This window comes from Thalassotalea fusca, assembly GCF_053485835.1.
The window spans coordinates 229,573-255,177 of record NZ_JBQRUN010000005.1 but is presented as its reverse complement, the minus strand read 5'-3'; the positions used below and the strand labels follow the sequence as shown (position 1 = coordinate 255,177).

Annotated in this window: 16 protein-coding genes and 1 tRNA gene; all 17 read left to right on the top strand. The window is 42.4% G+C overall.

Annotated features, from left to right (window positions below; genetic code table 11):
- The first annotated feature begins 91 nt into the window (after positions 1–91).
- A complete protein-coding gene (gene metE, locus ACSLUK_RS08795) occupies positions 92–2,350 on the top strand; it encodes a 5-methyltetrahydropteroyltriglutamate--homocysteine S-methyltransferase (protein WP_448548177.1) in 2,259 nt (752 codons plus the stop codon).
- Positions 2,351–2,541: 191 nt separating this feature from the next.
- A tRNA-Trp gene (locus ACSLUK_RS08790) sits at positions 2,542–2,618 on the top strand.
- A gap of 89 nt (positions 2,619–2,707) precedes the next feature.
- A complete protein-coding gene (gene secE / locus ACSLUK_RS08785; protein WP_448548176.1) occupies positions 2,708–3,088 on the top strand; it encodes a preprotein translocase subunit SecE in 381 nt (126 codons plus the stop codon).
- Positions 3,089–3,090: 2 nt separating this feature from the next.
- On the top strand, positions 3,091–3,663 hold the full coding sequence (gene nusG / locus ACSLUK_RS08780; RefSeq protein WP_448548175.1) for a transcription termination/antitermination protein NusG: 573 nt from the start codon (positions 3,091–3,093) through the stop codon (positions 3,661–3,663).
- A 217-nt stretch (positions 3,664–3,880) separates the two neighbouring features.
- Positions 3,881–4,309, top strand: a complete 429-nt coding sequence (gene rplK / locus ACSLUK_RS08775) for a 50S ribosomal protein L11 (protein WP_448548174.1) — start codon at positions 3,881–3,883, stop codon at positions 4,307–4,309.
- Positions 4,310–4,312: 3 nt separating this feature from the next.
- The gene (rplA, locus tag ACSLUK_RS08770; protein WP_448548173.1) at positions 4,313–5,008 is read left to right on the top strand and encodes a 50S ribosomal protein L1; all 696 of its coding nucleotides are present in this window, start codon (positions 4,313–4,315) and stop codon (positions 5,006–5,008) included.
- A 261-nt stretch (positions 5,009–5,269) separates the two neighbouring features.
- Complete coding sequence (rplJ, locus tag ACSLUK_RS08765; protein WP_448548172.1) at positions 5,270–5,764, top strand: 50S ribosomal protein L10; 495 nt, start codon at positions 5,270–5,272, stop codon at positions 5,762–5,764.
- 99 nt (positions 5,765–5,863) lie between these two features.
- On the top strand, positions 5,864–6,232 hold the full coding sequence (gene rplL / locus ACSLUK_RS08760) for a 50S ribosomal protein L7/L12 (protein WP_448548171.1): 369 nt from the start codon (positions 5,864–5,866) through the stop codon (positions 6,230–6,232).
- Between the two features lie 250 nt (positions 6,233–6,482).
- Positions 6,483–10,511, top strand: a complete 4,029-nt coding sequence (rpoB, locus tag ACSLUK_RS08755) for a DNA-directed RNA polymerase subunit beta (protein ID WP_448548170.1) — start codon at positions 6,483–6,485, stop codon at positions 10,509–10,511.
- 94 nt (positions 10,512–10,605) lie between these two features.
- Positions 10,606–14,823, top strand: coding sequence for a DNA-directed RNA polymerase subunit beta' (gene rpoC / locus ACSLUK_RS08750; protein ID WP_448548169.1), 4,218 nt, complete (start codon positions 10,606–10,608; stop codon positions 14,821–14,823).
- Between the two features lie 201 nt (positions 14,824–15,024).
- A complete protein-coding gene (rpsL, locus tag ACSLUK_RS08745) occupies positions 15,025–15,399 on the top strand; it encodes a 30S ribosomal protein S12 (RefSeq protein ID WP_044842190.1) in 375 nt (124 codons plus the stop codon).
- Positions 15,400–15,474: 75 nt separating this feature from the next.
- The gene (rpsG, locus tag ACSLUK_RS08740; RefSeq protein ID WP_448548168.1) at positions 15,475–15,948 is read left to right on the top strand and encodes a 30S ribosomal protein S7; all 474 of its coding nucleotides are present in this window, start codon (positions 15,475–15,477) and stop codon (positions 15,946–15,948) included.
- Positions 15,949–16,047: 99 nt separating this feature from the next.
- The gene (gene fusA, locus ACSLUK_RS08735) at positions 16,048–18,153 is read left to right on the top strand and encodes an elongation factor G (RefSeq protein WP_448548167.1); all 2,106 of its coding nucleotides are present in this window, start codon (positions 16,048–16,050) and stop codon (positions 18,151–18,153) included.
- A gap of 59 nt (positions 18,154–18,212) precedes the next feature.
- A complete protein-coding gene (gene tuf / locus ACSLUK_RS08730; protein ID WP_448548166.1) occupies positions 18,213–19,397 on the top strand; it encodes an elongation factor Tu in 1,185 nt (394 codons plus the stop codon).
- Positions 19,398–19,896: 499 nt separating this feature from the next.
- Positions 19,897–21,630, top strand: a complete 1,734-nt coding sequence (locus ACSLUK_RS08725) for a DUF4856 domain-containing protein (RefSeq protein WP_448548165.1) — start codon at positions 19,897–19,899, stop codon at positions 21,628–21,630.
- 87 nt (positions 21,631–21,717) lie between these two features.
- Positions 21,718–22,956, top strand: a complete 1,239-nt coding sequence (locus ACSLUK_RS08720; protein ID WP_448548164.1) for an imelysin family protein — start codon at positions 21,718–21,720, stop codon at positions 22,954–22,956.
- Between the two features lies 1 nt (position 22,957).
- A complete protein-coding gene (locus ACSLUK_RS08715) occupies positions 22,958–25,177 on the top strand; it encodes a TonB-dependent receptor family protein (protein ID WP_448548163.1) in 2,220 nt (739 codons plus the stop codon).
- Positions 25,178–25,605 lie beyond the last annotated feature (428 nt).

Genomic DNA, 25,605 nt, shown 5'->3' with positions numbered 1-25,605 from the left:
AACTCCCTGTTGAAATATATGCGTTTGTTTTTTGCACGTTATTCATCAATTATAACCATATAAACTTCTAGACGTCTATAATGGTGAGAGAATGAAAATACATAATTTAGGTTTCCCGCGTATCGGGGCAAAAAGAGAACTAAAATTTGCGCTTGAAAAATATTGGGCAGGTGAGTCGAAGGTAGAAGAATTAAATGCAGAGGCTGCACGGATTAGAGAAACTAATTGGCAGCTTCAAACAGATGCGGGGCTTGATTTAATTCCTGCGGGAGATTTTGCTTTTTACGATCAAGTGTTAACTACCAGCTTGTTGTTAGGTGTAGTACCCAAAAGGTTTAAAACTGATAAACATGATCTAGATTTAGAATTTCGCATCGCCCGTGGAAAAGCACCTACAGGTTGCGCCTGTGCTGCTAGTGATATGACCAAATGGTTCGATACTAACTATCATTACATAGTGCCAGAACTCGACCAGAATACTGAATTTGCGTTACACGCTGAGCGTTTACTGAGTCAAATTGATGAAGCGCAGAAAAGCAATAGGCAAACAAAGCCTGTTATTATTGGCCCTGTTACCTACCTATATTTAAGTGCAGGTGACGATAAAGGAAAATTGGCACACCTGTCCAAGTTACTGCCCGTATATCAGTCCTTGATTGATCTAATAGCCGAGCAAACGGATGTAGAATGGTTACAAATTGATGAACCTATTCTAGCGCTTGAGCTGAACATTCATTGGCAAAATGCGCTGCAAAACACCTACCAAGTATTGAATAGCCATAAGCTAAACCTGTTGGTGGCAACATATTTTGGCTCAATAGCGCATCATACGGAGTTAATTAAGAGCTTTGCCAATGTCGCCGGTATCCATATTGACACTGTCGCTGAGCCGACAAATCTAGAAGCATTATTGCCTGAACTACCAACTGACTGGATTGTGTCGTTAGGTGTTATTGATGGTCGAAATATCTGGAAGGCTGATCTTTTATCGATTTATGAGGCTGTAGCGCCTATCTATCAGCAGCTAGGAGATAAACTCTGGTTAGCCCCGTCCTGTTCACTACTTCATAGCCCGGTTGATTTAACGGTTGAGGAAAAGCTGGAACCACAAATCAAATCTTGGTTGGCATTTGCCAAGCAAAAATGTGAGGAATTGGCATTGCTTAAGTCAGCGTGTATATCAGGAGATACGAAAACGTTGGTCAGTTACTCGGTAGCTATTCGCGATAAATCCAATGCGAGTCTTTGTGTCGATACCGCGGTACAAAAGCGACTGGCCGCCATTGGTGAAGATGAAATTCGACGCCCTCACACATTTGAGCAACGTAAAGCTGCTCAACAGGCGCTATTGAACCTACCCGTTTACCCAACAACAACTATTGGTTCATTTCCTCAAACCGGTGATATTCGACAGAATCGCGCAAAATGGCGTAAGGGGGAATTATCAGATGAACAATATCAGTCATTTATCAAACAAGAGATAAAGGACACAATCGATCGTCAGGAGTCATTCGGCCTAGATGTATTAGTACATGGTGAGCCTGAGCGTAACGACATGGTAGAGTATTTTGGAGAACAGCTTAACGGTGTTGCATTTACTCAATTTGCCTGGGTGCAGAGTTATGGCTCCCGCTGTGTAAAACCGCCGATTATTTACGGTGATGTAAGCCGAAAACAACCGATGACTACCTATTGGACTGAATACGCACAGTCGTTAACGAACAAGCCGGTCAAAGCAATGTTGACTGGGCCGATAACGATACTATCTTGGTCGTTCATCCGTAATGATATTCCTCGAAAAGACGTGGCTTACCAAATTGCGTTAGCTGTGCAAGACGAAGTTAAAGATCTGGAAGCAAATGGTTCCAATATTATTCAAATTGACGAACCTGCAATTCGTGAAGCGATGCCGGTTAAAGAAAGTCAGTGGCAGTCTTATTTTGATTGGGCTACTCAGGCGTTTCGTATCACTACGGCAAATGTATTGGCGTCTACGCAAATTCATAGCCATATGTGCTATTCTGATTTCAATGAAATATTGCCGGCGATTGTGGCACTAGATGCAGATGTATTAACCGTTGAAACCTCGCGTTCAAATATGGCATTACTTGATTGCTTTGAACATGAAACCTACCCGAATGATTTAGGACCTGGTGTGTATGATATCCATTCTCCTAACGTACCAAGTGTTGATTGGATAGTAGCGTTATTGCGTAGCGCAGAAAAATACATTCCAAAAGAACGGTTGTGGGTTAATCCAGATTGCGGCTTGAAAACGCGTGCTTGGCAAGAAACTGAACAAGCATTGTTAAATATGGTACAAGCTGCGGAACAATTGCGTTACCAATAACGACCTTGACTTAATCACGCCACGCGCCTGAGCAGCATTTTTCCTGCACAGGCGTTTTTGCCTAAAATTTCACTTGTGAATAATTACACGCTTAGTATAATACCGCCTCACTTCTCGAGTATCTCTTAATTTTCCAACACAAACTAAGATTCACCCGACAAGTGTAAGTGAAATTCGTAAATCGAATGAGAAGGGGTATAGTTCCAATTGGTAGAACAGCGGTCTCCAAAACCGACGGTTGGGAGTTCGAATCTCTCTACCCCTGCCATATTTGATGAAAGTGAAGGTATCACTTTTTATTGTGCATAGTGGTTATGCGTGAGTCTTAGCGTAGACGGGTAAAACAGGTCAATGAATATGAGTGCAAGTACAGAAAACCAACCGAGTGGTTCTCTAGATTCAGTAAAATGGGGATTAATTATCCTTATTTTGGCAGGTGCAGTTGTTGGTAACTATATTTATGGTGAGTTATCAGTATTAATCAGAGCGATTGCGGTAGTCGGTGCGGTGATAGTTGCAGGTTTAATTGCAATGCAAACGGAAAAAGGCCGTGCAGCAGTGCTATTTGCAAAAGAATCTCGTACTGAAGTGCGTAAAGTTGTATGGCCTACACGTCAGGAAGCCGTACAAACAACTGGTATCGTTTTAGTAGCAACCTTAATCATGTCACTCGTAATGTGGGGGCTTGATTCTGTATTATTTTGGGTTGTTGGATTTATCACAGGTTTACAGGTTTAATTATGTCTGAAGAAAATACAACGCCATCTGAGGTAACAGGTCCTAAGCTGCGTTGGTACGTAGTGCAAGCATTCTCAGGTTATGAGGCTCGCGTTCAAAAAACACTAATTGAGCACATTGAGATTCACGGCTTGCAAGACAAGTTCGGACAAATACTAGTGCCGACTGAAGAAGTTGTTGAAATGCGTGCAGGCCAAAAACGCAAGAGTGCACGTAAGTTCTTCCCAGGCTATGTTCTTGTTGAAATGGCAATGGATGAAGAAGCATGGCACTTAGTGAAAAGTGTTCCACGTGTATTAGGCTTTATTGGTGGTACGAGTGATCGTCCTGCGCCAATTACACAGCGTGAAGCAGATCGTATTCTTCAGCGTTTAGAAGACTCTACTGACAAACCGAAGCCGAAAACGTTATTCGAAGTGGGTGAAGTGGTACGCGTTATTGATGGCCCATTTGCTGACTTCAATGGCGTAGTGGAAGAGCTAGACTACGAGAAGAACCGCATTAAAGTATCGGTACTTATTTTCGGTCGCTCTACGCCGGTTGACCTAGAATTTGGTCAGGTTGAAAAAGGCTAACAACTAAATTTAAAAATCGTATTAAAATAATACAATTTAAGACTTGAATCGGCAGCGTTGATTAATATATAATCCGCTGCCGATTTTTTTTATGCGTAGATTATTTATGTGCGTCATAAAGCAAAATCAGTAATTTTTTAACAGCGGGGAGCTCGGCCAAATAGGTCTTTAGTTCAGCAGAACGGGCGTTTGAACCCATAGAAAAGGTAATATAAAGATGGCTAAAAAAGTCCAAGCTTTAATTAAGCTACAAGTAGCTGCGGGTGCTGCTAACCCGTCACCACCAGTTGGTCCTGCACTAGGTCAACACGGTGTGAACATCATGGAATTCTGTAAAGCGTTCAACGCAAAAACAGATTCTTTAGAAAAAGGCGCTCCGGTACCTGTAGTAATTACGGTATACAATGACCGTTCTTTCACTTTTGAAACTAAAACACCACCTGCTTCTTTCTTATTGAAAAAAGCTGCTGGCATCAAGAGTGGTTCAGGTCGTCCTAACACTGAAAAAGTTGGTACAGTTACAACTGCACAACTTGAAGAAATCGTTAAGATGAAAGAACCTGATTTAACTGCTGGTTCACTAGAAGCTGCAGTGCGTACTATTGCGGGCTCTGCTCGTTCAATGGGTTTAGTGGTAGAGGACTAATCAATGGCTAAATTATCAAAACGCGCTCGTCTTATCCGTGAAAAAGTAGACGTATTAAAAGATTATGAAATCAACGAAGCACTAGCACTTTTAAAAGAATTAGCGACGGCTAAGTTTAAAGAAAGTGTTGATGTTGCTGTTAACTTAGGTATCGATGCTCGTAAATCAGACCAAAACGTTCGTGGTGCAACTGTACTACCAAACGGCACTGGTCGTGATGTTCGTGTTGCTGTATTCACTCAAGGTGCTAATGCAGAGAAAGCGAAAGAAGCAGGTGCTGACGTTGTTGGTATGGAAGACTTAGCTGAGCAAGTAAAAGCTGGCGAAATGAACTTCGACGTTGTAATTGCAACTCCTGATGCAATGCGTGTTGTTGGTCAATTAGGTCAAATCTTAGGCCCACGTGGCTTAATGCCTAACCCGAAAGTTGGTACGGTTACTCCTGATGTTGTTACTGCTGTTAACAACGCTAAAGCAGGTCAAGTACGTTACCGTAACGACAAGAACGGTATCATCCATACTACAATCGGTAAGGTTGATTTCGATGACGCTAAGTTGAAAGAAAACTTAGAAGCATTATTGGAAGCGCTTAAGAAAGCAAAACCAGCAAATGCTAAAGGTCAATTTATTAAGAAAATTTCTGTTTCAACAACTATGGGTGCTGGCGTTACAGTAGACCAAGGTAGCTTGATTCTTTAATTTTCAGTAGGGCGGGTTAACTGCTTTACACCGGCGAAATTATAAACTATAATTTCGCCCTTTAAAATTTTGGTAGGTGTCGCTTGTTTGACATGCGACCCCGTCAAAGACCGTAGGTGTATGAAAATACTTAATCTTTCCTACGTAGATGGTGATTACCCAGTATTTCCTTAAATTCTGGTCCTCGCCGTAACGGCCTGAAAATTACTTTTCAGGGAGTATGAATACCGGTTTAACCGGTAGAACCAGGAGTAAAAGCCAATGGCTATCAATCTTGATGACAAAAAAGCAATTGTTGCTGAAGTTCAAGAAGCTGCTACTGGCGCTCAATCAGCTGTTGTTGCCGATTCACGTGGCGTAACAGTTGAAGCGATTACAGCTTTGCGTAAGCAAGCTCGTGAAAATGGTGTTTGGATGAAAGTTGTCCGTAACACATTAGCACGTCGCGCTGTTGAAGGTACTGATTTCGAATGTTTAAAAGATTCATTCGTAGGTCCTTCACTAATCGCATTTTCAAGCGAGCACCCAGGTGCTGCAGCTCGTTTATTCGCTGACTTCGCTAAAGAAAACGAAGTTTTTGAATTAAAAACAGCTGCGTACGAAGGTGAAGTTGTTGACGTTCAGTTGTTAGCTAAGCTACCAACATACGACGAAGCAATTGCACGCTTAATGAGCGCAATGAAAGAAGCATCTGCAGGCAAACTTGTACGCACTATTGCTGCAGTTCGCGATCAGAAAGAACAAGAAGCCGCTTAATTGTCGCATTAGCCGAATTCGGCTTGCAAAGTTTGCTTTTTGTATTAATAGTTATTCGAGCAACTACAAAGTTGTTCATTAAAAACAGGAAATTAAACAATGTCTATTTCTAAAGACGATATCCTAAACGCAATTGCTGACATGTCAGTAATGGAAGTTGTTGAATTAGTAGAAGCAATGGAAGAGAAGTTCGGCGTATCTGCTGCAGCTGCTGTTGCTGTTGCTGGCGGTGACGCAGGTGCTGCTGCTGCTGAACAAACTGAGTTCGACGTAGTATTAGAAAGCTTCGGTGGTAACAAAGTTGCTGTAATCAAAGCAGTACGTGGCGCTACAGGTCTTGGCCTTAAAGAAGCAAAAGAAGTTGTTGAATCAGCTCCTAAAGCTCTTAAAGAAGCTGTTTCTAAAGAAGAAGCAGAAGCTCTTAAAGCTGAACTTGAAGCTGCAGGTGCTACTGTTGCTATCAAGTAATCTGTCTGAAGACAGATTAGTTGCCTAGAAAGGCATTGGCTGGTGATTTAAACGTCACCGGCCTTTTTGCGCTAAAGAAAGTGGTTTTTTTTTTAAACCAAAACAGTGCATTATTTGATGTGTAAAAGCATCACTGCAATACCCTGTCTGATACCAATTGGATTAGATAACTAGTGAATTTAAGCTCGTTATTTAGTCCAATTGGTATTTTAAGGCAGATTCGGCCATAACCAGCAAGCTGAGGAACCCCATGGTTTACTCTTACTCTGAAAAGAAACGAATTAGAAAGGACTTTGGTAAAAGTGCACAAGTAATGGATTATCCATTCTTGTTGTCTATCCAACTCGAATCTTTCCGTAAGTTTATAGATATCGATCCAACTGGTGAAGCGGGCCTAGAGGCAGCGTTTCGTTCTATTTTCCCAATCAAAGCTTATTCAGGTAGCTCAGAATTACAGTATGTAAGCTATCGTTTAGGTGAACCATTATTTGATGTTAAAGAGTGTCAAATACGGGGTGTAACTTATTCAGCACCGCTTCGCGTTAAATTACGTTTAGTAATTTACGATAAAGAAGCGCCAGCCGGTACAGTAAAAGACATTAAAGAACAAGAAGTCTACATGGGCGAAATCCCATTGATGACGGACAACGGTACATTCGTTATTAACGGTACAGAGCGTGTAATCGTATCTCAATTGCATCGTTCTCCGGGTGTGTTCTTTGATCACGATAAAGGTAAAACTCACTCTTCGGGTAAAGTGCTATATAATGCACGTGTTATTCCTTATCGTGGTTCATGGTTGGATTTTGAATTTGATCCGAAAGATAACTTATTCGTACGTATAGATCGTCGTCGTAAGTTACCTGCATCGATCATTCTTCGTGCCTTAGATTACTCAACAGAAGAAATTCTGGATATTTTCTACGATACTACTTCGTTTGAAATTAAAGGCGACAAGTTAATCATGGAACTTGTGCCTGAGCGTTTACGTGGTGAAACTGCTACATTTGACATTAAAATGCCAAATGGTGACATTTTAGTTGAGCAAGGTCGCCGAATTACTGCTCGCCACATTCGTACGCTTTCGAAAGAAAATGTTACTGAACTAGAAGTGCCAGCTGAGTACATCGTAGGTAAGTGTTTATCTAAAGCTTATGTTGATGAATCAACTGGTGAAGTAATTGCTGATGCAAATGCTGAAATCACTCTAGAATTACTTGCTGAGCTTAGCCAAGCAGACCACAAAGTTATTTCTACTTTGTATATGAACGAATTTGACGTTGGTTCATATATGTCTGATACCCTACGTATCGATACGGCAACTAACCGCTTAGAAGCATTAGTTGAAATATACCGTATGATGCGCCCAGGTGAACCACCTACAAAAGATGCCGCTGAAGCGCTATTCGAGAACCTATTCTTCTCATTAGAGCGTTACGACTTATCAAAAGTTGGTCGTATGAAGTTTAGCCGTCGTGTTGGTGCTAACAACGATAACGGTGAAGGTGTATTGTCAAACGACGACATCATCGCGGTAATGAAAACCTTAATCGCTATTCGTGACGGTAAAGGTGAAGTGGACGACATCGACCACTTAGGTAACCGTCGTATCCGTAGCGTTGGTGAAATGGCTGAGAACCAATTCCGTGTAGGTCTTGTTCGTGTAGAGCGTGCAGTGCGTGAGCGTTTAAGTTTAGGCGACTTAGATGCAGTAATGCCTCAAGATTTAATTAACGCTAAACCAATTTCAGCGGCTGTAAAAGAGTTCTTTGGTTCTTCACAACTTTCTCAGTTCATGGACCAAAACAACCCGTTGTCAGAAGTAACGCATAAGCGTCGTATTTCTGCTTTAGGCCCAGGTGGTTTGACGCGTGAGCGTGCAGGCTTCGAGGTTCGAGATGTTCACCCAACGCACTATGGTCGTGTGTGTCCAATCGAAACACCTGAAGGTCCAAACATCGGTTTGATCAACTCGCTATCTTGTTATGCAAGAACTAACGATTATGGTTTCTTAGAAACGCCATACCGTAAAATCGTTGATGGCCTAGTTACTGATGAAGTTGATTATTTGTCAGCGATTGAAGAAGGTAACTTCGTTATCGCTCAGACTAATGCTGAGATTGATGAAAACGGCAAGTTAGTTGATGGACTAGTACCATGTCGTCATAAAAACGAATTTACATTGATGTCTGCTGAGCAAGTTCAATATATGGACGTATCGCCACAGCAAACAGTTTCTGTAGCGGCAAGCTTAATTCCATTCCTAGAGCACGATGATGCTAACCGTGCATTGATGGGATCGAACATGCAACGTCAAGCTGTACCTACGCTTAAAGTAGATAAGCCGTTAGTTGGTACAGGTATGGAGAAAATCGTAGCGGTTGACTCTGGTGTTACAGCTGTTGCAAAGCGTGGCGGTGTAATCGATTATGTTGACGCTTCTCGTATCGTTGTAAAAGTTAATGAAGATGAAATGGTACCTGGCGAAGCGGGTATCGATATCTATAACCTAACTAAGTACACGCGTTCTAACCAAAACACTTGTATCAACCAACGTCCTACAGTACGTATGGGTGAGCCGGTGGTTCGTGGTGATGTGCTTGCTGATGGTCCTTCTACTGACTTAGGTGAATTAGCACTTGGTCAAAACATGCGTATAGCATTCATGCCTTGGAATGGTTACAACTTTGAGGATTCAATGTTGCTTTCTGAGCGTGTAGCACAAGAAGACCGCTTCACGACTATTCACATTCAAGAATTAAGCTGTATTGCACGTGATACTAAGTTAGGTGCGGAAGAAATTACTTCTGATATTCCTAACGTTGGTGAGTCTGCACTTTCTAAGCTTGATGAAGCGGGTGTTGTTTACATCGGTGCAGAAGTTAAAGGTGGTGATATCCTTGTAGGTAAAGTTACACCTAAAGGTGAAACACAACTTACACCTGAAGAAAAACTTCTACGTGCAATCTTCGGTGAAAAAGCTGCTGATGTTAAAGACAGCTCATTGCGTGTTCCTAACTCAGTTTCAGGTACTATCATTGACGTACAAATCTTTACGCGTGATGGTGTTGAAAAAGATAAGCGTGCATTAGAAATTGAAGAAATGCAGCTTAAAGAAGTTAAGAAAGACTTGGGTGACGAGTTTAGTATTCTTGAAGACGGCATTTATGCGCGTGCTAAGAAACTATTGTTATCTGCTGGTCTAAATGAAGCAGAACTTAGCAGCATGTCTCGTGACAAGTGGTTAATTCAAAACCTGTCTGACGAAGGGCAACAAGCTGAGCTTGAGCAAATCGCAGAACAGTATGATGCAATCAAAGCTGATTTCGATAAGAAATACGAAATCAAGCGTCGTAAGATTACTCAAGGCGATGATTTAGCACCAGGTGTACTTAAAATCGTTAAAGTTTACTTAGCGGTTAAGCGTCGTATTCAGCCTGGTGATAAAATGGCTGGTCGTCACGGTAACAAGGGTGTTATCTCAAATGTTGTTCCTGTGGAAGATATGCCTTACGACCAAAACGGTGTACCTGTAGACATCGTGTTGAACCCGCTAGGTGTACCATCGCGTATGAACATCGGTCAGATCCTTGAAACTCACTTAGGTATGGCTGCACGCGGTATCGGTGAGAAGATCAACCGTATGCTTGAAGAGCAACGCGAAATTGCTAAGTTACGTGAATTCTTGAAAGAAGTTTACAACTTAGGTGAGTCACGTCAAGAAGTGGACATTGACAGCTTCTCAGACGATGAAGTGATGCGTTTAGCTGATAACTTACGTGCTGGTCTTCCTATTGCTACACCAGTGTTTGACGGTGCGAGTGAGAAAGAAATTAAAGAGTTGTTTAAACTTGCTGATATGCCAGAAAGTGGTCAGTTTGTACTAACTGATGGCCGTACTGGTCGTAAGTTTGAACGTCCTGTTACTGTTGGTTACATGTACATGCTGAAACTGAATCACTTGGTTGATGACAAGATGCATGCGCGTTCAACTGGTTCTTATAGTCTTGTAACGCAACAACCTCTTGGCGGTAAAGCGCAATTTGGTGGTCAGCGTTTCGGTGAGATGGAAGTATGGGCATTGGAAGCATATGGTGCTGCTTATACCCTACAAGAAATGCTTACTGTTAAGTCGGATGATGTTAACGGTCGTACTAAGATGTACAAAAACCTTGTTGACGGTGATCATCGTATGGAGCCAGGCATTCCTGAGTCGTTCAACGTATTGTTGAAAGAGATTCGTTCGTTGGGTATCAACATCGAGTTAGACGAAGAATAGCCATACGGCAGGTTAGCTGACAGATTCAGTACATGAAGAGAGCACAGCGAAAAGTGCTCTCTTTTAAAAGGTTAACTCCGACTGGAGATAGAGTGTGAAAGATTTACTTAAGTTTCTTAAGCAACAAAATCAAACAGAAGAATTCGATGGTATTCGAATTGGTCTAGCGTCACCAGACATGATCCGTTCATGGTCTTTTGGTGAAGTTAAGAAACCAGAAACTATTAACTACCGTACATTCAAGCCTGAGCGTGATGGTTTGTTTTGTGCGCGTATTTTTGGCCCGGTTAAAGATTACGAATGTTTATGTGGTAAATATAAGCGTTTGAAACACCGTGGTGTTATTTGTGAAAAATGTGGCGTTGAAGTTACTTTGACTAAAGTTCGTCGTGATCGTATGGGTCACATCGAGTTAGCAAGTCCAGTTGCACACATTTGGTTCTTGAAGTCATTGCCATCTCGTATCGGTTTATTACTTGATATGACATTGCGTGATATTGAACGCGTACTATATTTTGAATCTTATGTTGTTACCGAACCAGGTATGACAACATTAGAAAAGAGCCAAATCTTAACTGAAGAAGAATACCTTGATGCACTTGAAGAGCACGGCGATGAGTTCGATGCTAAGATGGGTGCTGAAGCGGTATTAGCACTTCTTCAACAAATCGATTTGGATGCAGAAGTTGCTCAAATGCGTGAAGAATTGCCAGAGATTGGCAGTGAAACAAAGCGTAAAAAGGTTACTAAGCGTCTTAAATTGATGGAAGCGTTTGCTCAATCTGGTAATAAGCCAGAGTGGATGATTATGTCGGTATTGCCGATCCTTCCACCAGATCTTCGTCCATTGGTACCACTAGATGGCGGTCGTTTTGCTACGTCTGACTTGAACGATTTATATCGTCGAGTGATTAACCGTAACAACCGTTTGAAGCGTCTATTAGACCTAGTTGCACCAGACATTATTGTACGTAACGAAAAGCGTATGTTACAAGAGTCTGTTGATGCGCTATTAGATAACGGTCGTCGTGGTCGTGCAATTACAGGATCAAACAAGCGTCCTCTGAAATCACTTGCTGACATGATCAAAGGTAAGCAAGGTCGATTCCGTCAAAACCTTCTTGGTAAGCGTGTTGACTATTCAGGTCGTTCTGTAATCACTGTAGGTCCAACGTTACGTTTGCACCAGTGTGGTCTTCCGAAGAAAATGGCATTAGAGCTATTCAAGCCATTTATCTACGGTAAGTTAGAAGCACGTGGTTTAGCGACAACGATTAAAGCAGCTAAAAAATTAGTAGAGCGCGAAGGCGCAGAAGTATGGGATGTATTAGACGAAGTAATTCGTGAACATCCAGTAATGCTTAACCGTGCACCAACTCTTCACAGATTGGGTATCCAAGCATTTGAACCTGTACTTATTGAAGGTAAAGCGATTCACCTTCACCCATTAGTTTGTGCGGCATATAACGCTGACTTCGATGGTGACCAAATGGCGGTACACGTGCCATTGACACTAGAAGCACAGCTTGAAGCTCGTTCATTAATGATGTCGACGAACAACGTTCTATCACCAGCTAACGGTGATCCAATCATTGTTCCTTCTCAAGACGTTGTATTAGGTCTTTACTACTTAACACGTGACCGTGTGAATGGTTTAGGCGAAGGCATGATTTTCGCTGATACGAAAGAAGCTGAAAAAGCTTATCGCACTGGTGTAGCTGAGCTACATGCACGCGTAAAAATCCGTATCACGGAGCATGTTCGTAATGAAGCAGGTGAATTGGAAGAGCGTACTGAATTACGTGATACAACAGTTGGTCGTGCGATTTTATGGCAAGTGTGTCCTAAGGGACTACCTTACGCGCTAATCGATCAGCCGTTGGGTAAAAAACCAATTTCAAAATTGATTAACCATGCTTACCGTAATCTAGGTCTAAAAGACACAGTTATTTTTGCTGACCATATTATGTATACAGGTTTCCACTACGCGATGATCGCGGGTGCGTCTGTAGGTATCGATGATATGGTTATCCCTGATGCTAAGTACACTATCATTGAGAGTGCTGAAGCAGAAGTTGAAGAAATTCAAAGTCAGTTCGAGCAAGGTCTTGTAACGGCGGGTGAGAAGTACAACAAAGTTATCGATATTTGGTCGTCTGCGAACGAAAAAGTATCGAAAGCGATGATGGATAACTTATCTAAAGAAACGGTTACCAATCGTGACGGAGAGTTAGAAGAGCAAGACTCATTCAACTCGATTTACATGATGGCCGATTCTGGTGCTCGTGGTAGTGCCGCTCAGATTCGTCAGCTAGCTGGTATGCGTGGTTTGATGGCTAAACCAGATGGTTCAATCATCGAAACACCTATTACCGCTAACTTCCGTGAAGGTCTAAACGTACTACAGTACTTTATTTCTACTCACGGTGCGCGTAAAGGTCTTGCCGATACGGCATTGAAAACAGCAAACTCGGGTTACTTAACTCGTCGTCTAGTTGATGTTGCACAAGATTTAGTTGTTACAGAGTATGATTGTGGCACTGAAGACGGTCTACTAATGACGCCATTAATTGAAGGTGGTGACGTTGTAGAACCATTACGTGAGCGTGTACTAGGTCGTGTTGTTGCAGAAGATGTATTAACGCCAGGTACAGAAGATGTATTGCTACCTCGCAACACGTTAATCGATGAAGCACTGTGTGATGTTTTAGAAGAACACTCTGTAGATCAAGTTAAAGTTCGTTCAATTATTACATGTGAAACAGACTTTGGTATTTGTGCACAGTGTTACGGTCGTGACTTGGCTCGTGGCCACTTGATCAACCAAGGTGAAGCAATCGGTGTTGTTGCTGCTCAGTCAATCGGTGAGCCGGGTACACAGCTTACGATGCGTACGTTCCATATCGGTGGTGCGGCATCTCGAGCGTCAGCAGAAAACAGTGTTCAAGTTAAGAATACTGGTACATTGAAGCTACAAAACGCTAAGTTTGTTAATAACTCAGAAGGTCGCATCGTAATTACGTCACGTTCTTCTGAATTAACGGTAATCGATGAGCTTGGTCGTGAGAAAGAACGTTATAAAGTACCTTACGGTTCTGTCTTAACGAAGAACGACGGCGAAGCAATTGAAGCTGGCGAAATCGTTGCGAACTGGGATCCGCATACTCACCCAATTATTACTGAGGTAGCGGGTCGAATTAAGTTTGTAGACTTAATCGAAGGCTTAACTATGACTCGCCAAACGGATGAGTTAACAGGTCTTTCAAGTATCGTAATTACTGATGCTGGTCAACGTAGCTCTGCGGGTAAAGAAATGCGCCCAATGGTTAAGTTGGTTGATGCTAAAGGCAACGATGTAATGATTGCTGGTACAGATATTCCTGCGCAATACTTCTTGCCAGGCAATGCGATTGTTAACCTAGAAGATGGTGCTGAAGTTAACATTGGTGATGCATTAGCTCGTATACCTCAAGAAAGTTCGAAGACTCGTGATATTACCGGTGGTCTTCCACGAGTAGCTGACTTATTTGAAGCGCGTAAGCCTAAAGAGCCTGCTATTCTTGCAGAGAAATCAGGTATTATTGGCTTTGGTAAAGAGACTAAAGGTAAGCGTCGTCTATTAATTACACAGCAAAGTGGTGAAGTATACGAAGAGATGATTCCTAAATGGCGTCAGCTTAACGTGTTTGAGGGTGAATCTGTACTTAAAGGTGAAGTTATTGCCGATGGTCCTGAGTCTCCACATGACATCTTGCGTCTTCGTGGTGTAGCGCCAGTGGCTAACTACATTGTTAACGAAGTACAAGACGTTTACCGTTTACAAGGTGTTAAAATCAATGACAAGCACATCGAAGTAATTGTTCGTCAAATGCTTCGTAAGTGTGAAATCATGGATGCTGGTGATTCAGAATTCCTTAAAGGTGAACAAGCAGAAGTTGCACGCGTGAACATTGCTAACCGTGAGTTAGAAGCGCAAGGCAAACAACCTGCTCAGTATGAAATTCAAATGATGGGTATCACCAAAGCTTCTTTGGCAACAGAATCATTTATTTCAGCTGCATCGTTCCAGGAAACGACGCGTGTGCTTACTGAAGCTGCCGTTGGTGGTAAGAAAGACAGCTTACGTGGCTTGAAAGAGAACGTAATCGTTGGTCGTTTAATCCCGGCAGGTACTGGTTACGCTTATCATCAAGAGCGTGCGCGTAAGCGTAAAGCTGGTATGGAAGAAGAAGTCACAGTTTCTGCAGATGAAGCAGCGCAAGCGCTTACAGATGCACTAAATGCTGACTTATCTGACGCAGGAGAAGAATAACCCTGCGTCAGGTTAAAAAAATGCAAGTATATGACCTGTTAAACTTGACAGGTTAAAGCTTGACCATTAGAATTCCGCGACCCTATATTCTGTACTACAAGTGCTTTGAATTTAGGGGCGCGGTTTTTCACGTTTATGAGCGTGTAAAATTAAGGGAAACCTTAGTTATTTACACATGTTTTAATTAATCAGGAGCTATTAATGGCAACTATTAACCAATTGGTACGTAAACCACGTGTCAGACAAGTAGCAAAAAGTAACGTTCCTGCGTTACAAGCTTGTCCACAACGTCGTGGCGTATGTACTCGCGTATATACAACTACGCCTAAAAAGCCTAACTCAGCACTACGTAAAGTTGCTCGTGTTCGTTTAACTAACGGCTACGAAGTAACTTCATACATTGGTGGTGAAGGTCACAACTTACAAGAGCATAGCGTAATCTTAATCCGTGGTGGTCGTGTTAAAGACTTACCTGGTGTACGTTATCACACCGTTCGTGGTGCACTTGACTGTTCAGGTGTTAACGATCGTAGACAAGGCCGTTCTAAGTACGGTGCAAAGCGCCCTAAATCTTAACGGTTTCCGTGAAGTAAGGCCAAATTAACATTTTAACAATTTTGGGTAACACCTGAATTAAACGGAGAATTTAAGATGCCAAGAAGACGCGTCGTAGGGCAACGTAAAATATTGCCAGATCCAAAGTTCGGTAATGAACTATTAGCAAAATTCATCAACATCCTAATGGTTGATGGTAAGAAATCTACTGCTGAAAAAATCGTTTATGGTGCATTAGACATCTTAGCGGAAAAATCTGAAGACAAAGAGCACTTAGAGTTATTCGAAACTGCTCTTGAGAACATTCGCCCACAAGTAGAGGTTAAGTCTCGTCGTGTAGGTGGTTCTACTTACCAGGTTCCTGTTGAAGTACGTCCAGTGCGTCGTAATGCACTAGCCATGCGTTGGTTAGTTGAAGCAGCTCGTAAACGTGGTGAAAAATCAATGGCTCAGCGCCTAGCTAACGAAATGTTAGATGCGTCTGACAACAAAGGTTCTGCGGTTAAGAAACGTGAAGACGTTCACCGTATGGCTGAAGCGAACAAAGCGTTCGCACATTACCGTTGGTAATATAGTATGCGACGCAGTTACTGTTATATTTAATAAAACAGTAACTGCGTTTTTATATAATCTGAGGAATTTGGATTCCTTAGACAGAGGATAATGATTGTGGCTCGTACAACCCCTATTGAGCGCTACCGTAACATTGGTATTTGTGCGCACGTAGACGCAGGTAAAACGACAACGACAGAACGAATTCTATTCTACACTGGTCTTTCTCATAAGATCGGTGAAGTTCACGATGGCGCAGCAACCATGGACTGGATGGAACAAGAGCAGGAGCGAGGTATAACTATTACTTCGGCTGCCACGACTTGTTTCTGGAAAGGTATGGATGCCCAGTTTGACGATCATCGTATCAACATTATTGACACTCCAGGCCACGTAGACTTTACCATTGAAGTTGAACGTTCTTTACGTGTTTTAGATGGCGCTGTTCTCGTACTATGTGCTTCATCTGGTGTGCAACCTCAAACAGAAACTGTTTGGCGTCAAATGGAAAAATATCATGTTCCGCGTATGGTCTTTGTTAATAAGATGGACCGCGCTGGCGCAGATTTCCTAAATGTTGTCGATCAGATACGAACACGCTTAGGTGCGAATGCCGTACCGATTCAACTCGCTATTGGTGCTGAAGAACACTTTAGCGGTGTGGTCGATTTGATCAAAATGAAAGCAATTAACTGGAACGAAGCTGATCAAGGGATGACGTTTAATTACGAAGAAATTCCTGCTGATATGGTCGAGCTTGCTGAAGAATGGCGAGAAAACTTGCTTTCGGAAGCGGCAGAAGCTGATGACGAGTTAATGGATAAATACCTTGAAGAGGGTGACCTTTCCGAGGAAGAAATTAAGCGAGCTTTACGTAAGCGTACATTGAACAACGAAATCGTTTTATGTTCTTGTGGTTCTGCATTTAAGAACAAAGGTGTTCAGTCTGTACTAGATTCAGTTATTGAATATATGCCATCGCCAACAGAAGTTAAGGCGATTACTGGTATCAATGACGATAAAGATGAAACTGAAGGCGTACGTGAAGCGGACGATAATGCGCCATTTGCTGCGTTGGCGTTCAAAATTGCTACCGACCCATTTGTTGGTACGTTGACGTTCTTCCGCGTATATTCTGGTGTAGTTTGCACTGGCGACAGTGTATATAACCCAGTGAAATCGAAGAAAGAGCGATTTGGTCGAATTGTGCAAATGCATTCAAACGACCGTCAAGAAATTAAAGAAGTACGTGCAGGTGATATTGCCGCCGCGATAGGTTTAAAAGATGTAACCACGGGCGACACATTATGTGATCCAAATCATGTGATCACACTTGAACGTATGGAGTTTCCAGAGCCGGTTATTTCAGTAGCTGTTGAACCAAGAACACAAGCAGACCAAGAGAAAATGGGTATTGCTTTGGGTAAATTGGCTGCTGAAGATCCTTCTTTCCGCGTTGAAACAGACGATGAAACAGGACAAACCATCATTTCTGGAATGGGTGAACTACACTTAGACATTATCGTAGATCGCATGATGCGCGAGTTTAAAGTTGAGTGTAACGTTGGTAAGCCACAAGTTGCTTACCGCGAAACTATCCGTTCAACGGTTGAAGTTGAAGGCAAGTTCGTTCGTCAATCGGGTGGCCGAGGCCAATTTGGTCATGTTTGGTTGAAGATGGAACCGTTACCAGAGGGTGAGGGTTTTGAGTTTGTGAACGAAATTGTGGGTGGCGTCGTACCCAAAGAATATATTCCTGCCGTTGAAAAAGGCTGTAGAGAGCAAATGGATGGTGGTGTATTAGCCGGTTATCCAATGCTTGACGTTAAAGTAACGTTATATGATGGCTCTTATCATGACGTAGACTCAAATGAGATGGCATTTAAAGTGGCTGCTTCAATGGGCTTTAAAAAAGGCGCAATGGAAGCATCACCAGTGCTACTCGAGCCGATGATGAAAGTTGAAGTTACAACCCCTGAAGAAAATATGGGTGATGTAGTGGGAGACTTAAATCGCCGTCGCGGTATGATCGATGGTATGGATGAAGGTCCAGCAGGAATGAAGTTAGTGAACGCAACTGTTCCACTGGCTGAAATGTTCGGTTATGCTACGGATTTACGTAGTGCAACCCAAGGTCGTGCTTCTTATTCGATGGAGTTCAAGCAATATAGCGAAACTCCAAAGGCAGTTGCCGGCGCAATATTAGAATCTCGTAAGGCTTAATGAAAGCCTGGCTCAGTCTTAGGCTGGGCTTTTAAATTAAACTTTAAGGTACATGTAAAATGGCTAAAGAAAAATTTGAACGTTCGAAACCGCACGTTAACGTTGGTACTATCGGACACGTTGACCACGGTAAAACAACTTTAACAGCTGCTATCTCTGCAGTGTTAACAAAAACTCACGGTGGTGAAGTTCGCGATTTCGCACAAATCGATAACGCACCAGAAGAGCGTGAGCGTGGTATTACAATCAATACTTCTCACATCGAGTATGACACAGCAACTCGTCACTACGCACACGTAGACTGTCCAGGTCACGCCGATTATGTTAAAAACATGATCACTGGTGCTGCTCAAATGGACGGCGCTATCTTAGTAGTAGCTGCGACTGACGGTCCTATGCCGCAAACTCGTGAGCACATCCTTCTTTCTCGTCAGGTTGGTGTACCATTCATCATCGTATTCATGAACAAATGTGACATGGTAGACGACGAAGAGTTATTAGAATTGGTAGAGATGGAAGTTCGTGAACTTCTTTCAGAATACGATTTCCCAGGTGATGACTTACCAGTAGTTCAAGGTTCAGCACTAGGTGCATTGAACGGCGAAGCACAATGGGAAGAGAAAGTATTAGAGCTAGCTGAGCACTTAGATACTTACATTCCAGAGCCAGAGCGTGCAATCGATGGTGACTTCATCTTACCAATCGAAGATGTATTCTCAATCCAAGGTCGTGGTACGGTTGTAACAGGTCGTGTTGAGCGTGGTATCGTTCGCGTAGGTGACGACGTAGAAATCGTAGGTATCAAAGACACAACTACTACAACTTGTACAGGTGTAGAGATGTTCCGTAAGCTTCTTGACGAAGGTCGTGCGGGTGAGAACTGTGGTGTTCTTCTTCGTGGTACTAAGCGTGATGAAGTACAACGTGGTCAAGTACTTGCTAAGCCAGGTTCAATCAACCCACACACTAAGTTTGAGTCAGAAGTTTACGTATTGACTAAAGATGAAGGTGGTCGTCACACGCCATTCTTCAAAGGCTACCGTCCACAGTTTTACTTCCGTACAACTGACATCACTGGTGCTGTAGAGCTTCCAGAAGGTGTAGAAATGGTAATGCCAGGCGACAACTTGAAGTTTGTTGTTGAGCTAATCAACCCAATTGCGATGGACGAAGGTTTACGCTTCGCAATCCGTGAAGGTGGTCGTACAGTAGGTGCAGGTGTTGTTTCTAAGATCATCGACTAATCTCGATATTTAGATTACATCTAAACCAGAAAAAGGTCGCGCAAGCGGCCTTTTTTGTCTCTACGAGAAGAGGTTGATAGGGTGCCCTTATGGTAAATGAGAGGTACTAGTGTTGTTTGCTATACCCAAAAGAAGTCATCGACTAATCTCGATATTTAGAGCCATCTAAACCAGAAAAAGGTCGCGCAAGCGGCCTTTTTTGTGCGTGAATGAAAATCGTTGTTATCATTCGCCCTGAGTAGGAGGGACGACGTATCGAAGGACAATAAATTAAGCCAATCCCGAGGCCGTTGACTTGTCCGGAACATTTCACGCAACTACCTAACCCATTCAAATATTTCAGCTGATAATTAAGGCTGCTTTGATCTTAGTCAAAAAGTGTATAACAAACGCAAACAAAATCTGGATGATATTCATTCTCATTTGCATTACATTAAATTTATGTATAGAATAGCGCCAATTTAAAAATACTAACAAATTTTTACACATCGGTGACGAAATGAAATTTAAACAAAGTCTAATCAATGCTTCTATTGTTGCTGCAGTTTTATCTTTAACTGCATGTGGTGGTTCTTCAAGTGATGACACTCCAACGCCACAACCTCCTGCAAACTCAGCACCTACAGATATCGCACTATCTAACACTACTGTTGATGAAAATGCGGTTGCTGCGGTAATTGGTACATTATCAGCAACTGATAGCAATGCTGGCGATACGCATACTTATACTGTAAGCGATGATCGTTTTGCTGTTAGTGGCGTAGAACTTTCTTTAGCAGAAGGTGTATCATTAGATTTTGAATCAGTTGAATCTGTTGAGCTTGAAGTAACGGTTACAGATAGCGCATCTGCGTCTTTCAAGAAGACACTAACAATCGATGTGAATGACTTACTTGATACCTATAAGTTTGCTAGTAAGTTTACTGATGACGCTTCATCGGTTTCGTACGGCGGTCAAACAGCACGTCATGCACTTATCGCAGAACTAAATCACTACATTGGTAACCAGCTGCAAGCAGATTTAGACAGCGGTGAATTAACTACACGCCAAGCCGTTATCGATCGTTTAAACAAGTATTTTCGCACTACTGAAGAGCAATACGATAACTTCCCTATTACCTTTATTGATGCAAAGCAGGGCTTTATTGCTGAAATCTCAGGTAGCCACAAAAACTTGGTCGGTAAGATCGCTGGTAATGACGCAGGTGGCCAAGAGAAAGATTGGTTGACTGAATTTGCTGGTTGGGGCGCAAAAGGATCAGTGACGCCAGAAGGATTGATCGATGTGTTTTTTGGGCAATTGGCTGATAATGCTGAACAGCATTTGAATGGTGTTGTCCGCACTGCGGCAACAGGTGAAGACATTACTAAAGTGTACATCAATTCAGACGGAACTGATCTTAAGCAACTCATTCAAAAATTCTTGCTTATGGCTATTACTTATTCTCAAGCAACAGGTGACTACCTTGGTGAAGAGACTGAAGGTAAAGGTTTGACTACTGACAATACTGGTCAGGATGGCACTAACCCATACTCTAAGTTAGAGCACCAGTTCGATGAAGGTTTTGGCTATTTTGGTGCTGCACGCGATTATTTAGCTTACAACGACAATGAAATCTCGGGTAAGGTCAGTGACGATGAAAGTAACGGTCGTTTAGCATGGAATAGTAAGCATGACAGCGATGGTGACGGTGAGTTTGATCTTAAATCTGAAGTGATTCTTGGTAATGCAGCGAATGCTGCTAAGCGTGACCGCGGTACTGCTGGCAACACAAACCCTACTGATTACACAAAGACAATTATGGAAGCATTCCTAGCGGGTCGTCAAATCATTAATGACAATGCGGGTAATGCGTTAACTGAAGATCAAATGAACGCGCTAATTGCACAACGTGATATTGCCGTTGATGGTTGGGAGCGAGCTATCGCAGCCACTGTTGTTCACTACATCAACGATACGCACGCAGATCTAGAAAAATTAGGCACAGAAGATTTCGAATATACTGACTTAGCCAAACATTGGTCTGAAATGAAAGGTTTCGCATTAGGTTTACAGTTTAACCCTTACTCTAAAATTTCTGATGCTCAATTCGAAGAGATTCAAACATTGTTTGGTAACAAACCAGTGTTAGTTGAAGCAGAAGTTGATGCATATCAAGCTGACTTGCTTAAAGCGCGTGATATCATTCAAAGTGCATTATCATTCGATGCGGAAAATGTTGAAAACTGGTAATATTCCAGTAGATTATACGTGTAAAACACTCGTTAAAGCTTGGACTCGTTAGAGTCCAAGCTTTCTTTGTATTTAAAGGTTGTCAACGTGTTACATTCTAAAACAAAAATTTCTACACTCGTGGTAGCAGGGATACTCACATTGAGTGGTTGCTTCGAGAATAATTCGAGTAGCGAAGGACCGGACTTTAATCCTGATAAAAACACTAATACTGACTTTAATCAGCAAGCATTGGTGGAAAATCTAACCGATAATATTATTACGCCTGTTTTTACGCAATTTGCGGAACTTGCAGAAAATCAAGCGGCGCAGGTAGAAGCGTATTGTAATTTGTTGGATGAGCACATTAACGGTCAAGGCAGTGAAGAGAATGCGACCCAAGCACTAAACAGTGCACAGCAAGCATGGCGAGATGCAATGAATACATGGCAACAAGCAGAAGTGATGCTGTTAGGGCCACTGATTGAAGATGATAACTTGCTACGCAATAAACTATACTCTTGGCCAACCACCAATAGCTGTAGTGTTGATTACGATGTGGTTTTTTATAAGAACGATTTAGTCAATGGCCAACCCTATGACATAACAAAACGCACACCATCAAGAAAGGGCATGGCTGCGCTGGAATACTTATTGTTTAACGGCAACACAGCACATGCTTGTGATCCTAGTGCACCACCACCAGAATGGAATACGTTTGACGATAACACGATAAAACAAGCGCGTTGTGCGTTTGCGGGTGAAGTCGCTCGTGATGTTCACAATAACGCATCATTGCTCGTTAATGCATGGACCGCAACCGATGGTTATGCTAATCAATTGAAGCAAGCGGGTAATACTACTTCCTCTATCGCTGAAATTCATGACGCTGTGAATCGCATTAGTGATGCAATGTTTTACTTGGACTCGGTAACCAAAGACGAAAAGCTAGCGACACCTCTCGGTATTTTTCAAAATGAATGTAATGGTATACCGTGCCAGCAAGAAGTTGAATCACCATACGCTAATCACTCTTTAAGCAATATCAATTACAACCTCATTGGTTTTCAAAAATTATTAACAGGCGGTGATGGCTTAGGATTTGTTGATTACCTTAATGATGTAGGTGATAGCGCTACTGCCGAAGCTATGGTTGCAGACGTTGATGAATCATTGGCAACTATTCTTGGGATTTCAGGTACACTTCATGACGCGCTTGCCGATGATGTTGCAAGTGTTGAGCAATCACACCGTGATATCAAAGATGTTACCGATAAACTAAAAACTGATTTCATCAATAGCTTAGCATTAGAGCTTCCGTCAACAGCAGCAGGAGATAATGACTAACATGCGTACTTTTAAACGTCATTTAATCGCCGCTTCCGTGTTCACTAGCTTAACGGCTAGTAACGTATTAGCGGAAGAGCAAAAAGAAACCAGTGCCGCAGCAGAATTGACTGAACGCATTCAAATAATTGGTCATGGTAATAAGTTAAGAACCGAAGCGGGCTCAGCGACCTTGATTGGTGAAGTAGAGCTGGAAAAGTTTAAGTTTGACGATATTAGCCGCGTGCTATACAGCGTACCGGGCGTAAATATTCGTGAAGAAGATGGTTATGGCTTGCGTCCCAATATTGGGTTTCGTGGTGCAACGCCAGAGCGTAGTAAAAAAATTACGGTGATGGAAGACGGTATTTTAATTGGGCCTGCACCATATTCAGCGCCAGCGGCTTATTACTTTCCGATGATGAGCAAAATGACGGCATTGGAAGTATTCAAAGGACCGGCAGCGATAAAATACGGACCAAATACAGTTGCGGGTGCCTTAAATATGACCACCCGTGCAGTTCCTGAAGTGAACGAAGGACAGGTTGACTTCGCCACAGGCAACGACAGTTTCTTTAAAGCAAAAGCATACTATGGTAATACGGTTGGCAATTTTGGATACCTTGTTGAAGGTGTACATATTCAGTCTGACGGCTTCAAAGAACTAGACGGTGGTGGAGATACCGGCTTTGAAAAACAAGATATCATGCTTAAGCTCAACTACGATTTTAGCAATGAACAATTCAAACAAATTGTTGAGTTAAAACTGAGCTATGCAGATGAGCTTTCTGATGAAACGTATCTTGGTTTATCTGATGACGACTTTGCTATAAATCCAAACCGTCGTTATGCGGCGAGTCAACATGACAAGATGGATTGGAATCATCAGCAGTTGCAGTTAACACACTTCATTGCCAATGATGATTTTGATCTTACTACACGTCTTTACCGCAACGATTTTGAACGTTCTTGGTTTAAAATCAATGGTTTTAAACAAGCAGGTTCTTTTACACCAAGCCTACAAGACGTGCTTGCTAATCCAACCAGTGATGCGCACACTAACTTTTATCAGGTTCTAACCGGTGAGCGTGACAGCTTAGCAGAGAACGAAAAAATTGTGCTTGGCGACAATGCGCGCGAATACTACTCGCAAGGTATTCAAACTGAGTTGAGTATTCCAATGCAGTTGCTTGGTTATACGCATAAGCTAAGTGCGGGCGTTCGTTTCCACCAAGATCAAATTAAGCGTCGCCATACCGAAGACGTATTCTTGATGCAAGGTGGCACTTTAGTTACTGACGGCTCAGCGACTATTGCGACAACGACAAATATGGAAGAAACTGATGCGTTATCAGTGTTTATTCAAGACACCATATCAATTGATCGTCTTGACTTAACATTTGGTCTTCGTGGTGAGTATTTAGACGCTTATTATCAAAACCAAAAGCCAGGTAAATCAGGTGAATGGCTGAAGAAAGAATCTTCAATTATTTTACCAAGCATCAGTGGCTTCTATACGGTAAACGATGATTTTGGCCTGTTGTTTGGTATTCATGAAGGTTTTGTACCTACCAGCCCGGCAGAAGCGCCCGAAGTGGATATTGAAAACAGTGTTAACTATGAGCTAGGTGGTCGTTATAGTAATAATGGTACACAGCTAGAGTTGGTAGCGTTTTTTAATGACATCAAAAATCTTAAAGAAAGTTGTACCTTCTCAACGTCAGCGAGTAATTGTAATCTTGATCAAGAATACAATGGTAGTGCGGTAGATGTGTACGGTGTAGAGTTTTCAACGTCGCACACTTTTTCGCTAGATGGTGAACTCGATATTCCAGTTTCACTGGTTTATACCTATACATCATCAGAGTTTAAGACGAGCTTTAATTCTGATTTTCCAATGTGGGGGCAAATCACCGCAGGTGATGAACTACCATACCTTCCTGAAAATCAGCTTACTTTGAGCGCTGGCGTTGTTGGCGATAGATGGGAAATCAACATGATTGGCCGTTATATCGATGAGATGAAAGAAGCTTCGGGTCAAGGCGTAACGTTAAGTAACGTTGTAACAGAGGCATATGCCGTTGTTGATATTTCAGCAAAATACGACTTGATGGAGTTTGGTGCGATTTATCTTAAGATAGACAATATCTTTGATGAACAAGAAGTTGTGAGTCGTCGACCATATGGAGCGCGCCCGACTAAACCGATGATGGCGCAAATTGGGTATCAATACAGCTTTTAACAAAACGAAAATTTAGCGTAGATACTAGTGATACAAAGGCAACATTGATTATAATCGTGTTGCCTTTTATGTATAGGATGTACGGTATGACGCGGTGCCATGGATGGCAAAGAGCGACGATATACAGGATGTACGGTATGACGCGGTGTCATGGATGGCAAGGAGCGTCGATATACAGGCCCTTCGATTGCTTCGCACTCAGGATGGACGGAGGATTGTGAAGCGCCTCGTAGGATCCTGAGCCTGCCGAAGGGCGATAGCTGCGCACTCTAGGTGGACGGAATAGTCAAATGTATTCGTTCGCCCGGAGTAGGAGGCACGACGTATCGAAGGGGGAATAGCGATTAAGTATAAGTCGTAGTTTGTTGAATGAAGTTGCTTAACCCGGCACACAAATAGAACACAAGGAAAGTATAGAGGAAAGGCTT

Excerpts from the sequence above, each read along its gene's own strand:
- rplA (WP_448548173.1), top strand. The coding sequence starts at position 4,313 with ATGGCTAAATTATCAAAACGCGCTCGTCTTATCCGTGAAAAAGTAGAC.
- ACSLUK_RS08725 (WP_448548165.1), top strand. The coding sequence starts at position 19,897 with ATGAAATTTAAACAAAGTCTAATCAATGCTTCTATTGTTGCTGCAGTT.
- metE (WP_448548177.1), top strand. The coding sequence starts at position 92 with ATGAAAATACATAATTTAGGTTTCCCGCGTATCGGGGCAAAAAGAGAA.
- ACSLUK_RS08715 (WP_448548163.1), top strand. The coding sequence starts at position 22,958 with ATGCGTACTTTTAAACGTCATTTAATCGCCGCTTCCGTGTTCACTAGC.
- nusG (WP_448548175.1), top strand. The coding sequence starts at position 3,091 with ATGTCTGAAGAAAATACAACGCCATCTGAGGTAACAGGTCCTAAGCTG.
- rplK (WP_448548174.1), top strand. The coding sequence starts at position 3,881 with ATGGCTAAAAAAGTCCAAGCTTTAATTAAGCTACAAGTAGCTGCGGGT.
- rplJ (WP_448548172.1), top strand. The coding sequence starts at position 5,270 with ATGGCTATCAATCTTGATGACAAAAAAGCAATTGTTGCTGAAGTTCAA.
- rplL (WP_448548171.1), top strand. The coding sequence starts at position 5,864 with ATGTCTATTTCTAAAGACGATATCCTAAACGCAATTGCTGACATGTCA.
- rpsG (WP_448548168.1), top strand. The coding sequence starts at position 15,475 with ATGCCAAGAAGACGCGTCGTAGGGCAACGTAAAATATTGCCAGATCCA.
- secE (WP_448548176.1), top strand. The coding sequence starts at position 2,708 with ATGAGTGCAAGTACAGAAAACCAACCGAGTGGTTCTCTAGATTCAGTA.
- tuf (WP_448548166.1), top strand. The coding sequence starts at position 18,213 with ATGGCTAAAGAAAAATTTGAACGTTCGAAACCGCACGTTAACGTTGGT.
- rpoB (WP_448548170.1), top strand. The coding sequence starts at position 6,483 with ATGGTTTACTCTTACTCTGAAAAGAAACGAATTAGAAAGGACTTTGGT.
- rpsL (WP_044842190.1), top strand. The coding sequence starts at position 15,025 with ATGGCAACTATTAACCAATTGGTACGTAAACCACGTGTCAGACAAGTA.